Annotated in this window: 18 protein-coding genes and 2 pseudogenes; 13 read left to right on the plus strand and 7 right to left on the minus strand. The window is 64.2% G+C overall.

The genetic code is table 11. The annotated features are described in order from the left end of the window. Nucleotides 1-74: 74 nt before the first annotated feature. Nucleotides 75-767 (minus strand): GntR family transcriptional regulator, encoded by a 693-nt coding sequence (locus tag KMZ68_RS10325; RefSeq protein ID WP_369810030.1) that lies wholly within the window; start codon nt 765-767, stop codon nt 75-77. Between the two features lie 350 nt (nt 768-1,117). Here KMZ68_RS10325 and KMZ68_RS10330 point away from each other — a divergent pair, with 350 nt between their 5' ends. From KMZ68_RS10330 to KMZ68_RS26005, 6 genes and pseudogenes are all read left to right on the plus strand, one after another. Then, a complete protein-coding gene (locus tag KMZ68_RS10330) occupies nt 1,118-3,247 on the plus strand; it encodes an acetate--CoA ligase family protein (protein WP_215615671.1) in 2,130 nt (709 codons plus the stop codon). Nucleotides 3,248-3,459: 212 nt separating this feature from the next. Continuing rightward, nucleotides 3,460-3,546, plus strand: a pseudogene (locus KMZ68_RS26000) (IclR family transcriptional regulator); the annotation flags it as partial. A 163-nt stretch (nt 3,547-3,709) separates the two neighbouring features. Further along, nucleotides 3,710-4,678, plus strand: coding sequence for a Bug family tripartite tricarboxylate transporter substrate binding protein (locus KMZ68_RS10340; protein WP_215615673.1), 969 nt, complete (start codon nt 3,710-3,712; stop codon nt 4,676-4,678). Further along, a complete protein-coding gene (locus KMZ68_RS10345) occupies nt 4,675-5,178 on the plus strand; it encodes a tripartite tricarboxylate transporter TctB family protein (protein ID WP_215615674.1) in 504 nt (167 codons plus the stop codon). Before KMZ68_RS10340 ends, KMZ68_RS10345 begins: the two co-directional genes overlap by 4 nt. After that, entirely contained in the window at nt 5,178-6,680 is a 1,503-nt protein-coding gene (locus KMZ68_RS10350; RefSeq protein WP_249779581.1) for a tripartite tricarboxylate transporter permease, read from the plus strand. The genes KMZ68_RS10345 and KMZ68_RS10350 overlap by 1 nt, the downstream gene beginning before the upstream one ends. Then, nucleotides 6,659-6,888, plus strand: a pseudogene (locus KMZ68_RS26005) (NAD-binding protein); the annotation flags it as partial. The gene KMZ68_RS10350 and the pseudogene KMZ68_RS26005, both read left to right, overlap by 22 nt. Before the next feature lie 35 nt (nt 6,889-6,923). Here KMZ68_RS26005 and KMZ68_RS10355 read toward each other — a convergent pair. The 3 genes from KMZ68_RS10355 to KMZ68_RS10365 all read right to left on the minus strand — a co-directional run bounded on the left by KMZ68_RS10355 (nt 6,924) and on the right by KMZ68_RS10365 (nt 8,535). Continuing rightward, complete coding sequence (locus KMZ68_RS10355; RefSeq protein ID WP_215615675.1) at nt 6,924-7,280, minus strand: VanZ family protein; 357 nt, start codon at nt 7,278-7,280, stop codon at nt 6,924-6,926. A 77-nt stretch (nt 7,281-7,357) separates the two neighbouring features. Further along, on the minus strand, nt 7,358-7,972 hold the full coding sequence (locus KMZ68_RS10360; protein ID WP_215615676.1) for a thiamine pyrophosphate-dependent enzyme: 615 nt from the start codon (nt 7,970-7,972) through the stop codon (nt 7,358-7,360). Nucleotides 7,973-7,980: 8 nt separating this feature from the next. Further along, nucleotides 7,981-8,535 carry a thiamine pyrophosphate-binding protein gene (locus KMZ68_RS10365; RefSeq protein ID WP_215615677.1) on the minus strand — a complete coding sequence of 185 codons (555 nt, stop codon included), beginning with the start codon at nt 8,533-8,535 and terminating at the stop codon, nt 7,981-7,983. Nucleotides 8,536-8,727: 192 nt separating this feature from the next. Here KMZ68_RS10365 and KMZ68_RS10370 point away from each other — a divergent pair, with 192 nt between their 5' ends. Genes KMZ68_RS10370 through KMZ68_RS10380 form a run of 3 tightly spaced genes read left to right on the plus strand, consistent with a single transcriptional unit; the run spans nt 8,728 to nt 11,649 of the window. Beyond that, nucleotides 8,728-9,696 carry a Bug family tripartite tricarboxylate transporter substrate binding protein gene (locus KMZ68_RS10370; protein WP_215615678.1) on the plus strand — a complete coding sequence of 323 codons (969 nt, stop codon included), beginning with the start codon at nt 8,728-8,730 and terminating at the stop codon, nt 9,694-9,696. A 4-nt stretch (nt 9,697-9,700) separates the two neighbouring features. Beyond that, the gene (locus KMZ68_RS10375) at nt 9,701-10,585 is read left to right on the plus strand and encodes an amidohydrolase family protein (RefSeq protein ID WP_215615679.1); all 885 of its coding nucleotides are present in this window, start codon (nt 9,701-9,703) and stop codon (nt 10,583-10,585) included. A 14-nt stretch (nt 10,586-10,599) separates the two neighbouring features. Beyond that, complete coding sequence (locus KMZ68_RS10380; protein ID WP_215615680.1) at nt 10,600-11,649, plus strand: hydroxyacid dehydrogenase; 1,050 nt, start codon at nt 10,600-10,602, stop codon at nt 11,647-11,649. A 10-nt stretch (nt 11,650-11,659) separates the two neighbouring features. On the opposite strand, the gene KMZ68_RS10385 is transcribed toward KMZ68_RS10380, so the two are convergent. Beyond that, on the minus strand, nt 11,660-13,363 hold the full coding sequence (locus KMZ68_RS10385) for a thiamine pyrophosphate-binding protein (RefSeq protein ID WP_215615681.1): 1,704 nt from the start codon (nt 13,361-13,363) through the stop codon (nt 11,660-11,662). Between the two features lie 99 nt (nt 13,364-13,462). Between KMZ68_RS10385 and KMZ68_RS10390 the strand changes: the two genes are divergently transcribed. Then, nucleotides 13,463-13,759: a hypothetical protein gene (locus KMZ68_RS10390; RefSeq protein ID WP_215615682.1), complete on the plus strand. Its 297-nt coding sequence runs from the start codon at nt 13,463-13,465 to the stop codon at nt 13,757-13,759. Between the two features lie 108 nt (nt 13,760-13,867). Next, nucleotides 13,868-14,080 (plus strand): hypothetical protein, encoded by a 213-nt coding sequence (locus KMZ68_RS10395; protein ID WP_215615683.1) that lies wholly within the window; start codon nt 13,868-13,870, stop codon nt 14,078-14,080. Between the two features lie 4 nt (nt 14,081-14,084). Here the strand turns inward: KMZ68_RS10395 and ald are convergent, their stop codons facing one another. Then, on the minus strand, nt 14,085-15,200 hold the full coding sequence (gene ald / locus KMZ68_RS10400) for an alanine dehydrogenase (protein ID WP_215615684.1): 1,116 nt from the start codon (nt 15,198-15,200) through the stop codon (nt 14,085-14,087). Between the two features lie 154 nt (nt 15,201-15,354). On the opposite strand from ald, the gene KMZ68_RS10405 reads away from it, so the two are divergent. Further along, the gene (locus KMZ68_RS10405; RefSeq protein WP_215616279.1) at nt 15,355-15,858 is read left to right on the plus strand and encodes an Lrp/AsnC family transcriptional regulator; all 504 of its coding nucleotides are present in this window, start codon (nt 15,355-15,357) and stop codon (nt 15,856-15,858) included. 10 nt (nt 15,859-15,868) lie between these two features. Here the strand turns inward: KMZ68_RS10405 and KMZ68_RS10410 are convergent, their stop codons facing one another. After that, nucleotides 15,869-16,780 (minus strand): helix-turn-helix domain-containing protein, encoded by a 912-nt coding sequence (locus tag KMZ68_RS10410; protein ID WP_215615685.1) that lies wholly within the window; start codon nt 16,778-16,780, stop codon nt 15,869-15,871. A 164-nt stretch (nt 16,781-16,944) separates the two neighbouring features. Here KMZ68_RS10410 and KMZ68_RS10415 point away from each other — a divergent pair, with 164 nt between their 5' ends. Further along, the gene (locus KMZ68_RS10415) at nt 16,945-18,168 is read left to right on the plus strand and encodes an amino acid ABC transporter substrate-binding protein (protein WP_215615686.1); all 1,224 of its coding nucleotides are present in this window, start codon (nt 16,945-16,947) and stop codon (nt 18,166-18,168) included. Nucleotides 18,169-18,170 lie beyond the last annotated feature (2 nt).

The raw sequence follows: 18,170 nt of genomic DNA on the forward strand, positions 1-18,170 counted from the left end.
TTCTCCCTGTCGTTTCTTGGTTTGGACGAGTCTTTGCCTCATCCAGCTGGTCCAAAATAAAAAGCCGTCCTTCGCTAAAACAGCTCCTGGCCGTGCGCTTCGACATAGGCGGCAAGGCCGAGCGTGTGATCGCGCGCGCGCTTTTCCGCCAATTCGGTGTCGCGCTCCTCGAGCGCTTCGATGATCGCCATGTGTTCGGGCAACGAGGTTGCGGTGCGGTCCGTTCGCCCGATGGTCAGTTGCCGGTAGCCGCGCACGTGCAGCAGTATATCGTTGGTCATATCGACCAGCGTCGGCGACTCCGAGAGTGAGATCAGCGCCTGGTGAAAGGCGATGTTGGCCTTGGAATATTCCTCGACGTGATCCTGCGGCAGGCGATCCTTGCCGAAATTCCTGAAGAAGTCGCGCAGCGCGGAAATGTCCTTCTTGCGCGCGGTCGTCGTGATCAGCCGCGCCGCCATGCTCTCGAGCGCGGCCCAGGCGCGAATCATGTCGACGATCTCGCTCTTGGTACGGCGCACGACGATGATGCCGCGGCGTGGCACGGTCTTGACGAAGCCGTCCTGCTCCAGCATCGCGATTGCTTCGCGGATCGGGGTGCGGCTGACGCCGAGACGTTCGGACAGCGCGCGCTCGTCGAGCATCACCGGCTCGGGCGTCGCGTAGATGTCCATCTTGAGGATCGCCTCCTTCAACGCCTCATAGGCCTTGTTCTTGAAGCTGGTCTCCGGCGCAATGCGGACGATCGCGATTTCTGCCTCAGCCATGGGGGGCGGCGCCTTGGTTGGTTTCCGTGTGGGCACGACTGGTCTCCTCCGTTGGGGAGACGCCTTTTAACAGAAGATTACCAAGAGAGTTTTTGGCATACCAAATACCACACTGTCAAGTTGACCGTGTTTTCAGCACTTCCGCCCCTTGCATCGGCTTGACAATCTTGTCTCTGGCATACCAAATGCCATAAGTGGTCGACCACGGCCACCCAGGAATACCGTAGCCGACGCGGACCCCGCGCAAGCGATCATCGGGACCTCGATTGAATCTGCGCCGGGAATTTGCAGTCCTGACGCCCGCACGGGCTGCCAGCGAACCAAGAAACAGACGCCAAGGAGGGAAGCCAATGTCGAATTCCAAAGATGCGGTCCGCAAGATCCTCGATTCCGTCAAGGCGGACAAGCGCACCAGCCTGACGGCGCCGGAAGGCAAACTGGTGTGCGATGCCTACGGCATCCCGGTCCCGAAGGAGGGCGTCGCCAAATCGGCCGCCGAGGCCGCCAAGATCGCTTCCGGCATGGGTTTTCCGGTGGTGATGAAGATCGTCTCGCCGAACATTCTGCACAAGACCGAAGCGGGCGGCGTGGTGGTGGGCGTCAAGACCGCCGCCGAGGCCGAGAAGACCTACGACACCATTCTGGCGAATGCCAAGAAGTACAAGGCCGACGCCAGGATCGAGGGCGTCCAGGTCCAGCAGATGCTGGCCGGCGGCACCGAGGTCATCATCGGTTCCATCACCGACGGCTCGTTCGGCAAGCTGGTGGCCTTCGGCCTCGGCGGCGTGCTGGTCGAGGTTTTGAAGGACATCACCTTCCGGCTCGCGCCCGCGACCAAGGACGATGCCTTGTCGATGCTCGACGGCATCCAGGCCCATGACATGCTGAAGGGCGTGCGCGGCGGCGATCCGGTCAGCCGCGACGCGCTGGCAGACGTCATCGTCAAGGTGTCGCAGCTCGTCAGCGATTTCCCTGAAATCGTCGAACTCGACCTCAATCCGGTATTCGCCACCAAGAAGGACGCGATCGCCGCCGACGTGCGCATCGTCGTCGATTTCGACTACAAGCCGCGCCCGGCGCCGCGCTCGAACGAGGAAATCGTCACCGCGATGAACCGCATCATGATGCCGAAGGCGGTTGCCGTGATCGGCGCCTCCGCCGAAGACGGCAAGATCGGCAACTCGGTGATGAAGAATCTGATCAACGGCGGCTACAAGGGCGAGATCTATCCGATCCATCCGAAGGCCGCCGAGATTCTCGGCTACGAGGCCTACAAGAGCGTCAAGGATGTGCCTGGCGTGATCGACACCGCGGTGTTCGCGATCCCGGCGAAGTTCGTCGCCGGCGCGCTCGCCGAATGCGGCGAGAAGAAAATTCCCGGCGCGGTTCTGATTCCGTCGGGCTTCGCCGAAGCCGGCGCGCCCGAGTTGCAGGCTGAAATCGTCGAAGTCGGCAACAAGTACAACGTCCGCCTGATGGGGCCGAATATCTACGGCTTCTACTATACCCCCGCCAATCTCTGCGCCACGTTCTGCACCGCCTACGACGTCAAGGGCCATGCGGCGTTGTCGTCGCAGTCCGGCGGCATCGGCATGGCGATCATCGGCTTCTCGCGCTCGGCCAAGATGGGCGTCTCGGCGATCGTCGGCCTCGGCAACAAGTCCGACATCGACGAGGACGATCTCTTGGCCTTCTTCGAGCAGGATCCGAACACCAACCTCATCGCCCAGCACTGCGAGGACCTGAAGGATGGCCGCGCTTTCGCGGTCGCCGCCAAGCGGGTCTCGAAGAAGAAGCCGGTGATCGTGCTCAAGGCCGGCCGCACCTCGGCGGGCGCCAAGGCCGCGTCCTCGCACACCGGCGCGCTCGCCGGCAACGACAAGATCTACGAGGACGTGTTCAAGCAGTCCGGCGTGATCCGCGCCCGCAGCTTGCGGCAATTGCTCGAATTCGCGCGCGGCGTGCCGGTGTTGCCGACGCCGAAGGGCGAGAACGTGCTGATCATCACCGGCGCCGGCGGCTCCGGCGTGCTGTTGTCCGATTCGGTAGTGGATAACGGTCTCTCGCTGATGGCGATGCCGCCGGATCTGGATGCGGCGTTCCGCAAGTTCATTCCGCCGTTCGGCGCCGCCGGCAACCCGGTCGACATCACCGGCGGCGAGCCGCCGATCACCTACGTCAATACCGTCAAGCTCGGCCTGTCGGATGAGCGCATCCATTCGCTGATCCTCGGCTACTGGCACACCATCGTCACCCCGCCGATGGTGTTCGCCCGCAACATGGTCGAGGTGAAGAAGGAGATGGAGGCCAAGGGCTTCGTGAAACCGATCGTCGCTTCGCTCGCCGGCGACGTCGAGGTCGAGGAGGCCGCCGAATATCTCTACCAGAACGGCATTCCGGCCTATGCCTACTCGACCGAATTGCCGGTCGAGGTGCTCGGCGCCAAGTATAAGTGGGCGCGCGGCGCGGGCCTGCTCTGAGTTCTCCCTCGCCCCGCTTGCGGGGAGAGGGGCGGGGTGAGGGGGACTCTCCACGAGTTCAGCACGTGGAGATTCCCCCTCACCCGAAGCCTTCGGCTTCGACCTCTCCCCGCAAGCGGGGCGAGGTGACCAATCGACGTGCGCCGAGTCAGTCCAGAGCTATCATGCTCTAACGGATGAATGCGGGTCGCGATGTGCTGACCAGGATGTAGAGCCGCGAGATCATGCGTTCGCTGACAAGAGTCGGCGGCCGCGCCGCGATGGTGGCGTCCGGCGCCGGCAAGGCGGTGCTGGCCACCAATCGGACGCTTTCCACACCGCAATCGCGTTTTTGCAGCGAAACACGGCGCCGGCGAACAGTCCTTTCTGGACAGCGGCGGGTTTTCCGGTTGATATGCGACGAAATGACACGGCGGCCAATCGTCAACAACAGCCGCTCCGCACAAGCCTGGAGGAACTCCAATGATCCCGTTTCACGCGCGCCTGTTCGGCGCGGTCGTCGCGCTGACGCTGGCGGCCGGCTATCCGGCCCTCTCGCAGCAGCTCGAACTCAAGGTGATGGCGCCCGCGGCCCCCGGCGGCGGGTGGGATCAGACGGCCCGAGCGATGCAGCAAGCGCTTGTCGCCGCCGGAATCGCCCGCAGTGTCCAGGTCACCAACGTTGCAGGCGCCGGCGGCAGCGTCGGCATCGCGCAGTTCGTCAACGGCGCCAAGGGCGACGGCAACCAGATGATGGTGAACGGCTTCGTCATGGTCGGGGCGCTGGCCATGAACAAATCGCCTGTGACGCTCGATCAGGTGACGCCGATTGCGCGCCTCACCGAGGAGATCCAGGTCATCGTGGTGCCGGCGAATTCGCCGATCAAGACCGCGCAGGATCTTGCCGCCGCTCTCAAGGCGGACATCGCCAAGACAACCTTTGCCGGCGGCTCGGCCGGCGGCGTCGACCATGTGATGGCGGCGCTGTTTGCGGGGACGATCGGCGCCGATGCGAAGAAGATCAACTACATTCCGTTTTCCGGAGGCGGCGAGTCGCTGGCGGCCATTCTGGGCGGAAAAGTCACCGCGGGCATTTCTGGCCTGAGTGAATACGACGGCCAGATCAAGTCCGGCAAACTGCGCGCGCTCGGCGTGACGTCGGAAAAGCGCATCCCGGGCGTCGATATTCCGACCTTCAAGGAACAGGGGATCGACCTGGTGCTGGCCAACTGGCGCTCGGTGGTCGCAGCTCCCGGCATCACGGCGGAACAGCGCAAGACCCTGAGCGATGCGGTGGAGAAGATGGCCAAGTCCGACGCCTGGAAGGACATCCTCAAGCAGAAGGGCTGGGCTGACGCTTATCTCGGTGGCGATGCGTTCGGGGATTTCCTGAAGAAGGAAAATGCGCGCATCACCGAGGTGCTGAAGTCGGTCGGCCTCGTCAAATCATGACGCCGGATAGCGCTTCCAGCGATCTTCCGCATGGTCCGGCGTCGCGGCACATCGACCGTGCGGGCTTGGTCATTGCCCTGGCGCTCGCGGTCCTTGCCGCGGTGCTGGTATGGGACGCGAGCCGGCTGCAATCCAACACGCCTTACGGAATGGGCCCCCACGCGATGCCGATCGTCATCGCCGTCGGGCTCGGCATTCTTTCGATCGGCAATTTGATCGACGCGTTGCGGGGCAATCTGCCGGCGCGCGAGAGCGCCGATCCCAGGACTGTGTGGCTTATTCTCGCGGGCCTTGCGCTTCTGATCGCCATCATCGGCCTTGGCGGCGGCTTTATCCTTGCTACCACCTCACTGTTCGTCACCACGGCAAGAGCCTTTGGACGGCGCGCCTTTCTCGCCGACCTCGCCATCGCCCTGGTGATGACCACCCTGATCTATCTCGCGTTCGATCGGCTGCTGACGTTGAGCCTTCCCGCCGGCCCGCTGGAAAGGCTGCTGTAATGGTCGACACCTTCGCCGCGCTCGCTCACGGCATGGCCGTCGCGGTCCAGCCCTTGAACCTGCTCTATGCGCTGATCGGCGTGCTGCTCGGCACCGCGGTGGGCGTGCTGCCCGGTATCGGTCCCGCGCTGACGGTCGCGTTGCTGCTGCCGGTGACCTACAAGCTCGATCCCGGCGGTTCGCTGATCATGTTCGCCGGCATCTATTACGGCGGCATGTACGGCGGATCGACCACCGCCATCCTGATCAACACGCCCGGCGAGAGCGCATCGATGGCGACCGCGCTCGAGGGCAACAAGATGGCCAAGGCCGGCCGCGGCGGTCCCGCGCTTGCGACCGCGGCGATCGGCTCGTTCGTCGCGGGCACCATCGCCACCATCGGCCTGGCCTTTCTGGCGCCGTGGCTGGTGGATTTTGCGGTGCGCTTCGGGCCTGAGGATTATTTTGCGTTGATGTGCGTGGCCTTCGTCACGGTGTCGGCAACCTTCGGAGATTCGCCGATCCGCGGACTGACCAGCCTGTTCATCGGGCTGACGCTCGGGCTTGTTGGCATCGACAAGCTCACCGGTCAGGCCCGGCTCGCTTTCGGCATCCCTGAACTGCTCGATGGCGTCGAAGTGACGACGCTGGCGGTCGGCCTGTTCGCCCTCGGGGAGGCGCTCTACGTCGCATCGCGCCGTCATCACACCGAGGAGAAGCTCGAGCCCGTGCGCGGCTCGCTGTGGATGACGAAGGAGGACTGGAAGCGGTCATGGAAACCGTGGCTGCGCGGGACGCTGTTCGGTTTTCCGATCGGCGCGCTTCCCGCCGGCGGCGCGGAGATTCCGACATTCCTGTCTTACTCCACAGAAAAGCGGCTGACGAAACACCCGGAGCAATTCGGCAAGGGCGCCATCGAAGGCGTCGCGGGGCCGGAAGCGGCCAACAACGCCTCCGCCGCCGGCACCCTCGTGCCGTTGCTGACGCTCGGGCTTCCGACATCGGCAACCGCCGCGATGATGCTGGCGGGCTTTCAGCAATACGGCCTGAACCCGGGACCGCTGCTGTTCGCGGAGCGGCCCGAACTGGTCTGGGGCCTGATCGCAAGCCTGTTCATCGCCAACTGCATGCTGCTGGTTCTCAATCTGCCGCTGGTCGGCTTGTGGGTGAAACTGCTCGCGATCCCGCAGCCGTGGCTCTACGCCGGAATTCTCGTGTTCGCGACCACGGGCACCATTGCGGCGAAGCCGTCGGTGGTCGAGCTGTCGATGCTGGCGGGCTTCGGGGTGATGGGCTTTTTGATGCGCAGGTTCGATTTCCCGATCGCGCCTGTCGTCATCGGTCTCATCCTCGGACCGATCGCCGAAAGCCAGTTGCGCCGCGCGATGGCGATCAGCCTCGGCGATCCCCTGGCGCTGCTGCAAAGTCCGATGTCGGCGACGCTGCTCGGCGTCGCGCTGATCGCGCTGGTGGCGCCGTTCGTGCTGAAGGGACTGGGACGGTTCAAGGCGAACGAGGACTAGATCCTGGTGCCTGCAGAGCGAAGTGGGAGCCCATCGAGCTGCACCAGAAGGATCTCAATCTCGCCCTCGAAGGCGGGCGCTGGAGCTTTCATTGCCCAACACCGCCGCGGCCCAGCAGCTCTTCCGTTCCTGCGCCGCGCATGGCGGCAAGGCATCGGACCACTCGGCGATGGTCAGGGCGCTGGAGATGATGGCGGGTCATGAGATCGGCGGCGTGATGCCAGCTTGTTCCCGCGGGGACTTCTATGACGAAGTCTGGGTGCGGGATCGCTGGATGGCCCAGTCCAGTACTGCCGCCGCGGCGAGGCCGGCGCAGGCGGCCACGGCGTCGACGACGAAATCCGACCATCGCGCGTGCCGTCCCGGCGCCCAGAACTGCAGGACTTCGATCAGGGCGATCATGACAACGGCGGCCGCCGCCGTCAGCAGGCGGCGCTGCGTATAGGCGAGGCCGAAGGCGAGCCCGATCAGGACGAAGGCGAGGGCGTGTTCGCCGTTCTGACCGAGGTCGGAATGCGGCCGCAATCCCGGCGGCCCCAGCGTCGCAAAGGCCACCGCCGCGGCGAGCAGCCAGGCGAATATTCGAAGGGGCATCGTCATGGGAATGGGATAACACGATTAGCGACAGGATATTCCGCAGATGCGAACGGACGATGCCCTTTGGTTAATGCCTGTTTTTATAGCGGTTCCCGCACGCCGATGCCGTGCATGAAGCGCTCCCGGATCTGCACGGGATCGCGACGGGTGGTGCCGACCCCCGGCTTGTCGTCGATGCGCACCCCGATCAGGACAGGCTCGGAGGCCGTCATCGATCGATCGACGAGACGCTCGAAATCCTCCTCGTCGGCCGCCCAGGCGCTGTTCGAAAGACCGCAGCCGATGGCGATGGCGATGATGTCCGCCACCGCCGCGGCCGGTGTCGGCTGCGCGCCGGTGATCTGGTAGATGCCGTTGTCCATCACGATCATGGTGAGGTTGTTCGGCTTCAGCATCGCGATGGTGGACAGGCATCCCAGTTGCATCAGCAGCGAGCCATCGCCTTCCAGCGCAAAGACGCGACGCTTCGGCTGCGCCAGCGCGACGCCGAGTGCGATCGGGAACGCCAGCCCCATGCTGCCCAGCATGTAGAAATTCTGCGGCCGGTGGCCGGCGGCCCACAGGTCGAAATTGGTGTTGCCGATGCCGCCGATCACGGCTTCCTCGTTCTTCAGCTTCGCGACCAGCCTCGAAGTGAGATCGAACCGGTTCATCACCTTGGTGTTGCGGGCGGGGCCGTTGGTTGCCGTGTTCATGGCTGCACTCACTTGTCGAAGACTTTGCCGCCGGTCAGCAGCGGCGACAGGATCAGCGCCACCGGCGCCTGCGTGGTGATGGCTTGCTTGATCGACCGATCGACGATGAATTCGAATTCATCGAGCCGGGTGCAGGTGTGATGCTCCATCGCCAGCGAATCCAGCACCGGCCGCATGGTGCGGCACACCAGCGTCTGCCCGTAGTTGAATTCACCGAGCGTGCCACGCTCGGATACGAACATGATCAGCGGGATCTGGCTCGGCACCACCAGCGACGCCAGCACGTTGGCCAGCGTGGCGAAGCCGGAAGTCTGCATCAGCACGGCGCCGCGCATGCCGCCCATCCAGGCGCCGGAGATGATGCCGACCGCTTCTTCCTCGCGCGCGGTTGGAAAGGTCGTGAAGAACGGGTCGGCGTGAATGCTCTTGATCAGCGTCGTCAGCACGCGGTCGGGGACGTAGGGCACCAGCCGGATGTCGTTGCGCTTGAGCGTTTCCAGCACTACCTCGTGCCAGTTCTTCCCGGAAGCTTGAGGCGAGGTTTGTCCCCCGGCGGCCGCCATCGAATTCTCCCTTATTGCTTCTTGCGACGGTTTCCGTTCGCGACGCCATCACGGCCGTTCTGTCGGCGCGGCGAAACTTGACGCGATCTCCGGGATTGTCAACATGCGCCAATCGTAGCGGCGGCCTGTGCCTTTGGGATATGCCTGTGTGCGATAAAAGAAATAGAAATAATGAATAGCGGGAGGGGTGCCATGGACAGCTTTCTGAGGTGGGCCGTCGTCGCGGTGGCGATGTTGAGCGCGGCTGTGACTGCATCCGCGCAGTCGTCGTTTCCATCGAAGCCCGTGCATATCTTCGTGCCCTACGCGGCCGGTGGCGGCGTCGACATCCTCGCCCGCACGCTGGGCGATGTGGTTTCAAAGCAATGGGGTCAATCCGTCATCGTTGAAAACCGGCCGGGCGCGGGCGGCCTGGTCGCGTCGCAGGCGCTCGTCGCATCGCCGCCGGATGGCTACACATTGATCGTCGTCGCCAGCGGCCACGCCACCAATCCGTTGCTGCACCCGAAAATTCCCTACGACACGTTCAAGGACTTCACGCCGATTTCGCTGCTGGGGTCGTCGCCCAACATCCTGCTGGTGCGTGCCGACTCCCCGTTCAAGACGCTCGGCGACATGATCGCGCAGGCGCGCGCCAAACCGGGAAGCCTGTCCTTTGCCTATGCGGGCACCGGGACGTCGACGCACCTGGCCGGCGAACTCCTGAAGAATCTTGCCAGGATCGATCTCAATGCCGTTCCCTACAGGGGCGGCGCACCCGCCATAAACGATCTCCTGGGCGGACAGATTGCGATGTCATTCAACAACGGGCCGGAATCGATTCCGCAGCTCGAGGCCGGTACGGTCCGTGCGCTCGCGGTCACTACTGCTTCGCGGGCGTCGCTGCTGCCCAACGTGCCCAGCATGTCCGAGACCGTGCCGGGCTACGACACCGAAGTCTGGTGGGGTCTGCTCGGGCCGGCCGGCATGCCCGCCGATCTCGTTGCCAAACTTTCGCAGGACTTCGTCGCGGCCTTGAACACGGACGCCGTGAAGGCGCGGCTGGCCAAGCTCGGCGCATCGCCGATCGGCAGTTCGCCGAAGGCGTTCGACGCCAAGATTCGGGCCGACTACGAAAAGTGGGCGCCGATCATCAAGGCCGCCGGCATCAAGGCCGAATGATCCCATGATCCCTGCCTGTCTGCCGCCGCGCGATGTCAGCCGGCCGAAAGTACCGCCGCCGCCCAATGCCTGCGATACCCATGCGCATGTGTTCGGGCCGGCGGCGCGGTTTCCCTACACTCCCGATCGCAGCTACACGCCGCCGGATGCGCCGCTCGAGAAATATCTCGGCATGCTCGATACAATCGGATTTGCGCGCGGCGTGCTGGTGCAGGGCAGCGCGCATGGCCGCGACAATTCCGCCATGCTCGATGCGCTGGCGCGGCGGCCCGACCGCCTGCGCGGCGTCGCGGTGGCCGACGCCGACATCGCGCCGGCGGAGCTTCGGGAGTGGAATCGACTCGGCGTCCGCGGCCTGCGCTTCAATCACTTCTTTCGCGACGGGCAATTGCACTATCGCGGCGGCGTGCCGCTGTCGGCGGCGCAAACGCTCGCGCCCGTCATGGCCGAGCTCGGATGGCATCTTCAGCTCTGGATCGACGTCAAGGATCTGCCCGAGACCGTGCCGGTGCTGAAATCGCTCGGCCTGCCGGTCGTGATCGATCACATGGGCCGCACCGATGCCCGCGCCGGCACCGGGACGGAAGGTTTTCAGAGCCTGCTGCGCGCGGTCGCTGACGGCTGGTGCTGGGCCAAGCTGTCGGGCGCTCATCGGCTCAGCCGCAACGCTCCTGACTATCCCGACGCAAGGCCGTTTCATGAGGCGCTGGTCTCCGCCAATCCGGAACGGCTGGTGTGGGGCGGCGACTGGCCGCATCCGCGCGTCGAAGGCGAAATGCCCGACGCCGGACATCTGTTCGAATTGTTTCAGCTGTGGACGCCGGATCAGGCGGCGCAGCATCGCATCCTCGTCGCCAATCCGGCCAAACTCTATGGCTTCCCGAACTGAAAGTCGCATCAGCAATGTCCGTGAATAACAAGCGCGTGTTCTACGTCAAATATCTGGCGCATCCGATCTTTGCCGAGATGCTGGCGGCACGGCCCGACGTCCGTCTCGACCGGCTCGAAAACGAAAGCGCCGAGGAAATCTATGCGCCGATCCTGGCCCAGGCGCACGCCTACCAGATCGGCGCCGCACGCGACGAATTCGACGGCCACTTCCACGTCCATGCCGACCTGTTGCGCCGCGCGCCGAACCTCTTGATCGTCTCCAGCAACGGCGCCGGTTACGATCCCGTCGATGTCGAGGCCTGCACCGCGGCAGGCGTGCTGGTCGTCAACCAGTCCGGCGGCAACGCCCATTCCGTGGCCGAACATGCGCTCGGCATGATGCTGACGCTGTCGAAACGCATCATCGAGGCGGACCGCGCGCTGCGGCGCGATCCCAATGTCAACCGTAACGCCCTGATCGGCACCGAGGCGCAGGGCAAGACCATCGGCATCGTCGGGCTCGGCAATGTCGGCCGCCGCATCGCCGAACTGTGCAAGGGTTTGCTCGGCATGAAGGTGCTGGCCTACGACCCCTATCTCCCGGCAGCCGAGATGGCGGCGCGCGGGGCTGAGAAGGTCGAGCTGGACGAGGTGCTGCGCCGCTCCGATTACGTCTCGATCAATTGTCCGCTCACGAAAGAGAGCCGCGGCATGATCGGCGCGCGGGAATTCGCGCTGATGCAGCCGCATGCTTATTTCATCACCACCGCCCGCGGCTTCATCCATGACGAGGCCGCGCTCTATGACGCGCTGCGCGACAAGCGCATCGCCGGCGCCGGCCTCGATGTCTGGGCCAAGGAGCCGCCGCCGCCGGACCATCCGCTGCTGCAATTCGACAACGTGCTGGCGAGCCCGCATACGGCGGGAGTGACCAGGGAAGCGCGGATCAATATGGGCCGGATCGCCGCCGAGCAGATGCTCGGCGCACTCGACGGCAAGCGGCCGCCGCGCATCATCAACCCCGAAGTGTGGCCGGCCTACGCCAAGCGCTTCGAGCGGGCGTTCGGGTTTACGCCGGGCTAGCGATTTGCCCTTAGTCCGCAGCGGCTTTCGTTTGCCGCTGTTCGGCCGCCACGCGCAGATTGGTGAGGGTGGTGCGCGTCGAAATCTGCTCCGGATCGGTGCACAGTTCGATCAGCGCCGGACGTTTCGCCGCGATGGCGCGCTCGAGCGCCGGCGCAAAATCTCCGGTGCGGGTGATGCGCTCAGCATGCGCCCCCATCGCTTTCGCCATCGCCACGAAGTCCGGATTGACGAGGTCGGTTCCGACGACGCGCGAAGGGTGCTCGCGCTCCTGATGCATGCGGATGGTGCCGTACATGTTGTTGTTGAACAGCAGAATGATCGGGTTGCCGCCGTGCTGCACGGCGGTCGAGATCTCCTGTCCGCTCATCATGAAACCGCCATCGCCGACGCAGCCGATCACGATGCGATCCGGGTGGACCAGCGACGCGGCAACCGCCGCCGGCACCGAATAGCCCATCGCGCCGTTGGTGGGCCCGATCTGGCGGCCCGGCCGCGCATAGGTCAGATAGCGCTGCGGCCAGCCGGTGTGATTGCCGGCGTCGAGTGTGACGACCGCGTTGTCGCCGATCCGCTTGCCGAGTTCGATCATCGCGGCGGCGAGGTCCAGCGCCTGGGTGCAGTCCGGCGCTGCGACCGCGTTGAGATAGTCGGTACGGGCGGATTTGCGCCAGCTGTTCCAGCGATCGGCTGCAAACCAGCGGCACTCGGCCAGGCCAGCCACGAAATTGTCGGCAGACGACAGCACGGCGATGTCGGGCGTGAATACCTTGCCGAGTTCGTCGGCGTCGGCGTGGACATGGACCAGCCTCGGTCGGGCCGTTGGCGCCGAAAGAATAGTGTAGCCCTGGGTGGTCATTTCGCCGAGACGCGCACCGATTACGAACAGCAGATCGGCTTCCTTGAAGCGCTGCACCAGAGCTGGCGGCCCGGACGTGCCGAGATCGCCGGCAAAGCACGACGACCGGTTGTCGAAAGTATCCTGCCGGCGGAACGAGGTCGCGACCGGAATGCCGTTGGCCTCGGCAAAATCCTGCAATTGGGCGCAGGCGCGGTCGCTCCAGCCAGGACCTCCAGCCAGGATCATGGGCTTCTTCGCGCCATCGAGCAGTTCGCGAATTGGCGCGAAGGCCTGCGGCGGGGCGGCCGGTTGCGTCGGCCGATAGCAAACCGCGTCGCCCGCCTGTGTCACTTCGGTCAGCATGTCCTCCGGCAATGCCAGCACCACCGGGCCAGGGCGGCCCGAGGTCGCGATGTGGAAAGCGCGCGCGATATATTCGGGAATCCGCGCCGTGACGTCGATCTGTGCCGCCCATTTGGCGACAGGGCCGAACATCTGACGGTAGTCGATCTCCTGAAAGGCTTCGCGATCCATCATGTCACGGCCGACCTGGCCGATGAGCAGGAGCATCGGCGTCGAGTCCTGGAATGCGGTGTGGACGCCGACCGACGCATGGCATGCGCCGGGACCGCGCGTCACCATGCAGATGCCGGGCCTGCCCGTAAGCTTGCCGTAGGCCTCGGCCATGTTGGCGGCGCCGGCTTCGTGACGGGCGTTGACGAGCTTGAAGCGGTCGCGCACATCGAACAGTGCATCCAGCACCTCCAGATAGCTCTCGCCCGGCACGCAGAACGCCATGTCGGCGCCGTGGATCAGGAGCTGATCGACCAGGATCTTTCCGCCGGTGCGCGCATTGGAAAAGGGCAGATTCATCGCATTGTTCTCCAATAGAGCGATACTTGAACGCATCGCCGTTTGGGCGGCGAAAGCCGGGGTCGTCGACATGACCAAGATGCTGGTGAACCACTATGTTTGTCGGGAGAAGAATTCAACCGTCTCCGGCTGGATGGCGGCAATAAATCCACTGTGAATGAGCCGCCGGACGATGGCCATGTTGCTATTTTCGCTGCGGCCTCGACACGCCTCCCGGGCGCGGCCATTTTCCTTCAACGCGCCGTTTGCGGAACGGTGGTTCCGGCCGGCGTGGAAGGAATTGGCGAGATGCGACAGGTAAACTCATTCTTGCGCTCGGCAACGTCCCGGATCGGACGCCGCTTCAAGCTGATCGTCGCCATCGCGGCCGCGAGCCTGCCGTCAGCCGGCGCCTGAGGCGGCTTCGGGCAGTTCCGCCGTATTCTTGATCACGGTCAAAACCTTCTCCGTATGATAATTCTATATGGACCTGTCTTGGCGTTGCGGCCGCGGGAGGAAGGTTCCATGTCGCGATTTGTCGTCAGATTCATGAAGGACGTGCTCGGCGAAAACGGCCGGCAGTGCGAGATCTGCCAGAGCACCGTGGAAGTCGATGCTTCGAATGAGGGCCTCGCCACGGAGCTGGCCAAGAAGAAATTTTGCGAAACCCAGTCGCTTTGCGACTGGTCACTGCATGCCGATCGAATTCAGGTCAGGCAGGCTGACTTCCCGTCCTGAACGCTCAGGCGCCAATCGCGCCTTCAATCGGGAAGCAGGCCAAGCCCAGACTTTCGGCAACCGCCTTATTGGTGAGGCGGCCGCGGTGAACGTTGAGGCCCGCACGCAGATGGGGATTTTGCATCACCGCCACGAAGCCGAGGTTCGCCAATGCCAGCCCGAACGGCAGTGTCGCGTTGTTCAAGGCATGGCTTGAGGTGAGGGGAACCGCACCGGGCATGTTCGCCACGCAGTAGTGGATGATTCCGTCGACCTCATAGGTCGGCTCATCATGCGTCGTCGGACGAGACGTCTCGAAGCAGCCTCCCTGGTCGATCGCGACATCGACGAGCACCGAACCCGGCCGCATGGATTTCAACATTTTCCGGTTGATCAGCTTCGGAGCGCTTGCACCGGGGACCAGCACCGCGCCGATCACAACGTCGGCGGCGAAAATCTCCTGTTCGATTGCCTCGGCGGTGGGGAAGCGGGTGCGGACTCGGCCCTGGAACAACTCGTCGAGCTCACGCAGCCTCGGGATCGAGCGGTCCAGGATCGTGACTTCCGCGCCGAGCCCAACGGCCATTCGCGCAGCGTGGGAGCCGACGACCCCGCCGCCGATGACCACGACACGGGCAGGAACGACGCCCGGCACGCCGCCGAGCAGAATGCCGCGGCCGCCGGCGCTGCGCTTCAACGCCGAGCCGGCCGCCTCGATGGAGAGTCTTCCTGCGACCTCACTCATCGGAGCGAGCAGGGGCAGCCCACCCTTGGCATCCGTGACCGTCTCATAGGCGATCGCGGTGCAGCCCGAAGCCATCAGGCCTCTGGCCTGTTCCGGATCAGGCGCCAGATGCAGATAGGTGAAGAGGATCTGGCCTTCGCGCAGCTGGGTCCATTCGCGAGCCTGGGGTTCCTTGACCTTCACGACCATGTCGCTGGTTGCGAAGATTTCGGCTGGCGTGTCGGCGATGGCAGCTCCCGCCCTGCGGTAGGCGTCGTCGTCAGCGCCGATCCCGGCACCCGCATTGGCCTCGATGACGACGCTATGGCCGGCAGCTGCGTACTCACGAACGGTGTCCGGTGTGAGGCCGACACGATATTCATGAATCTTGATCTCCCTCGGCACCCCGATCCGCATCGTTCGATACTCCTTCCTGGAATCCAGAGCTTATATTTTACGGCGGATTCGGGTTAAGAACCTTGCGATATCGGCGATTTATTTCGATCCTTTGCTGAAAATCGGCGTAAAATCACAATTTGGCGCAGGAATCAAATTGACGGGAATCAGGACGATGCAGCTCGACAATATCGATACGACGATCCTGTCAGAACTCACGGTCAATGCCCGGGCGAGCCAGGTTGAACTTGCCGAACGCGTGGCGCTTTCAAGCACCGCGATCGCCCGGCGGCAGAAGATGCTCGAGGAAGAAGGCTTCATCCGCGGCTATCAGGCCGTGCTGGATTTGACGCGCTTTGGCCTCTCCACCACCGTTCTGGTCAGGGTCACCCTCGAAAGCCAGAACGAGAATGCGCTCAAATCGTTCGAAGCCGCCGTGATCCACTGTCCGTCAGTGGTTCGATGCTTCCTGATGTCCGGCAGCGACGACTACATCGTCATCGTGATGGCGCGGGACATCGAGGACTTCGAACGCATCCACAGGACCGAGCTTTCCCGGTTGCCGCGAGTGGCGCGGATTCAATCGAGCTTTGCGATGCGCGAAGTCGTGAACCGCGCGGTCCCGCCGGTGATCTTCGGCGCAACGCGCCGGCATCGATCCGGTCACGGCGCGCGATAGCCGGGCGGACCTACGGCCATGCCGCGTAAAACGGACCGCGTTTCGCCTGTTCGGCCCTGGCGCGACGCCGATAGGCGCCGGGCGGAATGCCCTGGTGCTTCTGGAAGAAACGGCTGAAATAGCCGGGATCGCGAAAGCCCAGACCGTATCCGATCTGCTCGACCGGCAGGTCGAGCTGGTGCAGGCGGGTGCGGGCCTCGTGGATCAGCCGCTCATGGATGATGGCGCGGGGACTGCGCGATTTTTCGCGCTTGCAATGCGCATGCAGCCTGTCGCAGGTGACGCCGAGCACGACGGCGTAACGCGCGATCGGCCAGCCGTCGCGATAGTGCAATTCCACCATCTGCAGAAAATTTCCAACCAACCGCGGACCGTCTCCGCGGAGCGCATCCTCGCTGCCGAATTCTTCCGAGGCCGCCGAACGCCACAGATGCAGGCAGAGCTGCAGCACATGGGACGAGATCATGGTCATGCCGCCGCGTTGCGGCCTGTGCAGTTCCCGCACCAGCATGGCGCAGGAGTTCGTCACGGCGTCGAGCGCGCCGTCGATCTGCGCGCCGCTCAGCATCACGAGGCGGTCGGTGGTGCGCCGCAGGTGCAATGCCTCCGGGCTGCCGGCCACCGTTCGCGTCAACAGATCCTCCGAAACCGCGATGAGGTAGCCTCGTCCGCCGGCCTCCACCTGAAGATCGCCCTCGACCTCGCAGGGCAGCCAGAGCAGGGCAGGGGCTTCGAATTTCACCACCGTGCCGCGCAGGACGGCCGAGCCGCGTCGACTCTCGATCAAGAGCAGATGCGCGCGCCGCACATTATCCTCCTGAATGACCCAGTGGCGCGGCGCGAGCCCGCCGGAAAACCCTTCGGCATGCAGGGCCGAACCTGCCTGCGCGAGGAAGCCGGCCGGACCTGGAGGGACAAGCATCGTGTCGAGCACCTGGGACAATCCGTCGCTCCAATCGGGAGGAAGCTGACGGATTGATACAATCTTTGCCCGGATACGTCCAATCTCTTGTCGAGACCGCTCGAATAGTCTCTTCAGGGTCGAACGCCATCAAGGCGACGGACGGAATGCTCTGGGAGGAGAACATGGTTTCATCAGTCACACGCCTGGCAGCGGGATTGGTCGCAATCGCCGGGGTCGCCAGTTTTTCGGTCGGGCCGGCCCTGGCGCAGACTTCGGTCAAGATCGGCTACGCCCTGTCGCGCACCGGGCCGAACGCCGGCGGCGCCGCGGTAACGACGCTGCCGAACTACGAAATGTGGGTGAAGGAGGTAAACGCTGCCGGCGGTCTGAAGATCGGCGACAAGCGGGTGCCGATCGAGATCGTGCAATACGACGATCGCTCCAGCGCGGAAGAGGCAGCAAAAGCGCTGGACCGGCTGATCACCCAGGACAAGGTCGATTTCATTCTGCCGCCCTGGGGAACCGGCCTCAATCTCGCGGTCGGACCGATCCTGAACAAGGCCGGCTATCCGCATCTGGCCGCCACCGCGGTCACCGACCGTGCGCCTGAACTGGCGAAGCGCTGGCCGAACAGTTTCTGGCTACTCGGAACCAGTGCCGGCGCCGCCAATACGCTGGTCGAACTCCTGGTCAAGCTGCGCGGCGAAGGCAAGATCGGCGACACCGTCGCCATGGTCAGCGTCGCCGACGGTTTCGGCATCGACCTTTCGGGCGCAGCGCGGCCTGCGCTTGCCAAGGCCAATTTCAAGCTGGCCTACGACAAGACCTACCCGGTCGGCACCCAGGACCTCAGCCCGCTGGTCAACGAGGCCAAGGCCCTCAACCCCGACGTCTTCATCGCCTTCAGCTATCCGCCGGATACGCTCGGGCTCACCGAGCAGGCGCGGATCGCCGGCTTCAATCCAAAAATCTTCTACACCGGCGTCGGCACCGCATTTCCCCTGTTCAAGGGGAAATTCGGCGCCAACGCCGAGGGCGTGATGGGGATCGGCGGATGGAACGGCGACAGCCCGGCGATCAAGGATTACCTGGCGCGCCACAAGGCGGCGTCTGCGAACGGCGCCGAGCCGGATCGCTGGGCCAGTTCCGTGACCTACGCCAGCCTGCAGATGCTGCAGCAGGCGATCGAACGCGTCGGCAAGATCGACCGCGCCGCTGTCATCAAGGACCTGCAGACCGGGACCTTCGATACCGTGATCGGCAAGGTCAAATTCGAGAACAACCTGCCGACCAAATACTGGTGGGTCGGGCAGTGGCAGGGCGGCGAGTTCTACGGTGTCGGTCCGGCCACCAACGAGGGTGCGCGGGCGCCGATCATTCCCAAGCCGGCATGGAAGGCGCAGTGATC

The organism is Bradyrhizobium sediminis (genome assembly GCF_018736105.1).
Classification (GTDB): Bacteria; Pseudomonadota; Alphaproteobacteria; order Rhizobiales; family Xanthobacteraceae; genus Bradyrhizobium.

Excerpts from the sequence above, each read along its gene's own strand:
- KMZ68_RS10325 (WP_369810030.1), bottom strand. The coding sequence starts at position 767 with ATGGCTGAGGCAGAAATCGCGATCGTCCGCATTGCGCCGGAGACCAGC.
- KMZ68_RS10330 (WP_215615671.1), top strand. The coding sequence starts at position 1,118 with ATGTCGAATTCCAAAGATGCGGTCCGCAAGATCCTCGATTCCGTCAAG.
- KMZ68_RS10340 (WP_215615673.1), top strand. The coding sequence starts at position 3,710 with ATGATCCCGTTTCACGCGCGCCTGTTCGGCGCGGTCGTCGCGCTGACG.
- KMZ68_RS10345 (WP_215615674.1), top strand. The coding sequence starts at position 4,675 with ATGACGCCGGATAGCGCTTCCAGCGATCTTCCGCATGGTCCGGCGTCG.
- KMZ68_RS10350 (WP_249779581.1), top strand. The coding sequence starts at position 5,178 with ATGGTCGACACCTTCGCCGCGCTCGCTCACGGCATGGCCGTCGCGGTC.
- KMZ68_RS10355 (WP_215615675.1), bottom strand. The coding sequence starts at position 7,280 with ATGACGATGCCCCTTCGAATATTCGCCTGGCTGCTCGCCGCGGCGGTG.
- KMZ68_RS10360 (WP_215615676.1), bottom strand. The coding sequence starts at position 7,972 with ATGAACACGGCAACCAACGGCCCCGCCCGCAACACCAAGGTGATGAAC.
- KMZ68_RS10365 (WP_215615677.1), bottom strand. The coding sequence starts at position 8,535 with ATGGCGGCCGCCGGGGGACAAACCTCGCCTCAAGCTTCCGGGAAGAAC.
- KMZ68_RS10370 (WP_215615678.1), top strand. The coding sequence starts at position 8,728 with ATGGACAGCTTTCTGAGGTGGGCCGTCGTCGCGGTGGCGATGTTGAGC.
- KMZ68_RS10375 (WP_215615679.1), top strand. The coding sequence starts at position 9,701 with ATGATCCCTGCCTGTCTGCCGCCGCGCGATGTCAGCCGGCCGAAAGTA.
- KMZ68_RS10380 (WP_215615680.1), top strand. The coding sequence starts at position 10,600 with ATGTCCGTGAATAACAAGCGCGTGTTCTACGTCAAATATCTGGCGCAT.
- KMZ68_RS10385 (WP_215615681.1), bottom strand. The coding sequence starts at position 13,363 with ATGAATCTGCCCTTTTCCAATGCGCGCACCGGCGGAAAGATCCTGGTC.
- KMZ68_RS10395 (WP_215615683.1), top strand. The coding sequence starts at position 13,868 with ATGTCGCGATTTGTCGTCAGATTCATGAAGGACGTGCTCGGCGAAAAC.
- ald (WP_215615684.1), bottom strand. The coding sequence starts at position 15,200 with ATGCGGATCGGGGTGCCGAGGGAGATCAAGATTCATGAATATCGTGTC.
- KMZ68_RS10405 (WP_215616279.1), top strand. The coding sequence starts at position 15,355 with ATGCAGCTCGACAATATCGATACGACGATCCTGTCAGAACTCACGGTC.
- KMZ68_RS10410 (WP_215615685.1), bottom strand. The coding sequence starts at position 16,780 with ATGCTTGTCCCTCCAGGTCCGGCCGGCTTCCTCGCGCAGGCAGGTTCG.
- KMZ68_RS10415 (WP_215615686.1), top strand. The coding sequence starts at position 16,945 with ATGGTTTCATCAGTCACACGCCTGGCAGCGGGATTGGTCGCAATCGCC.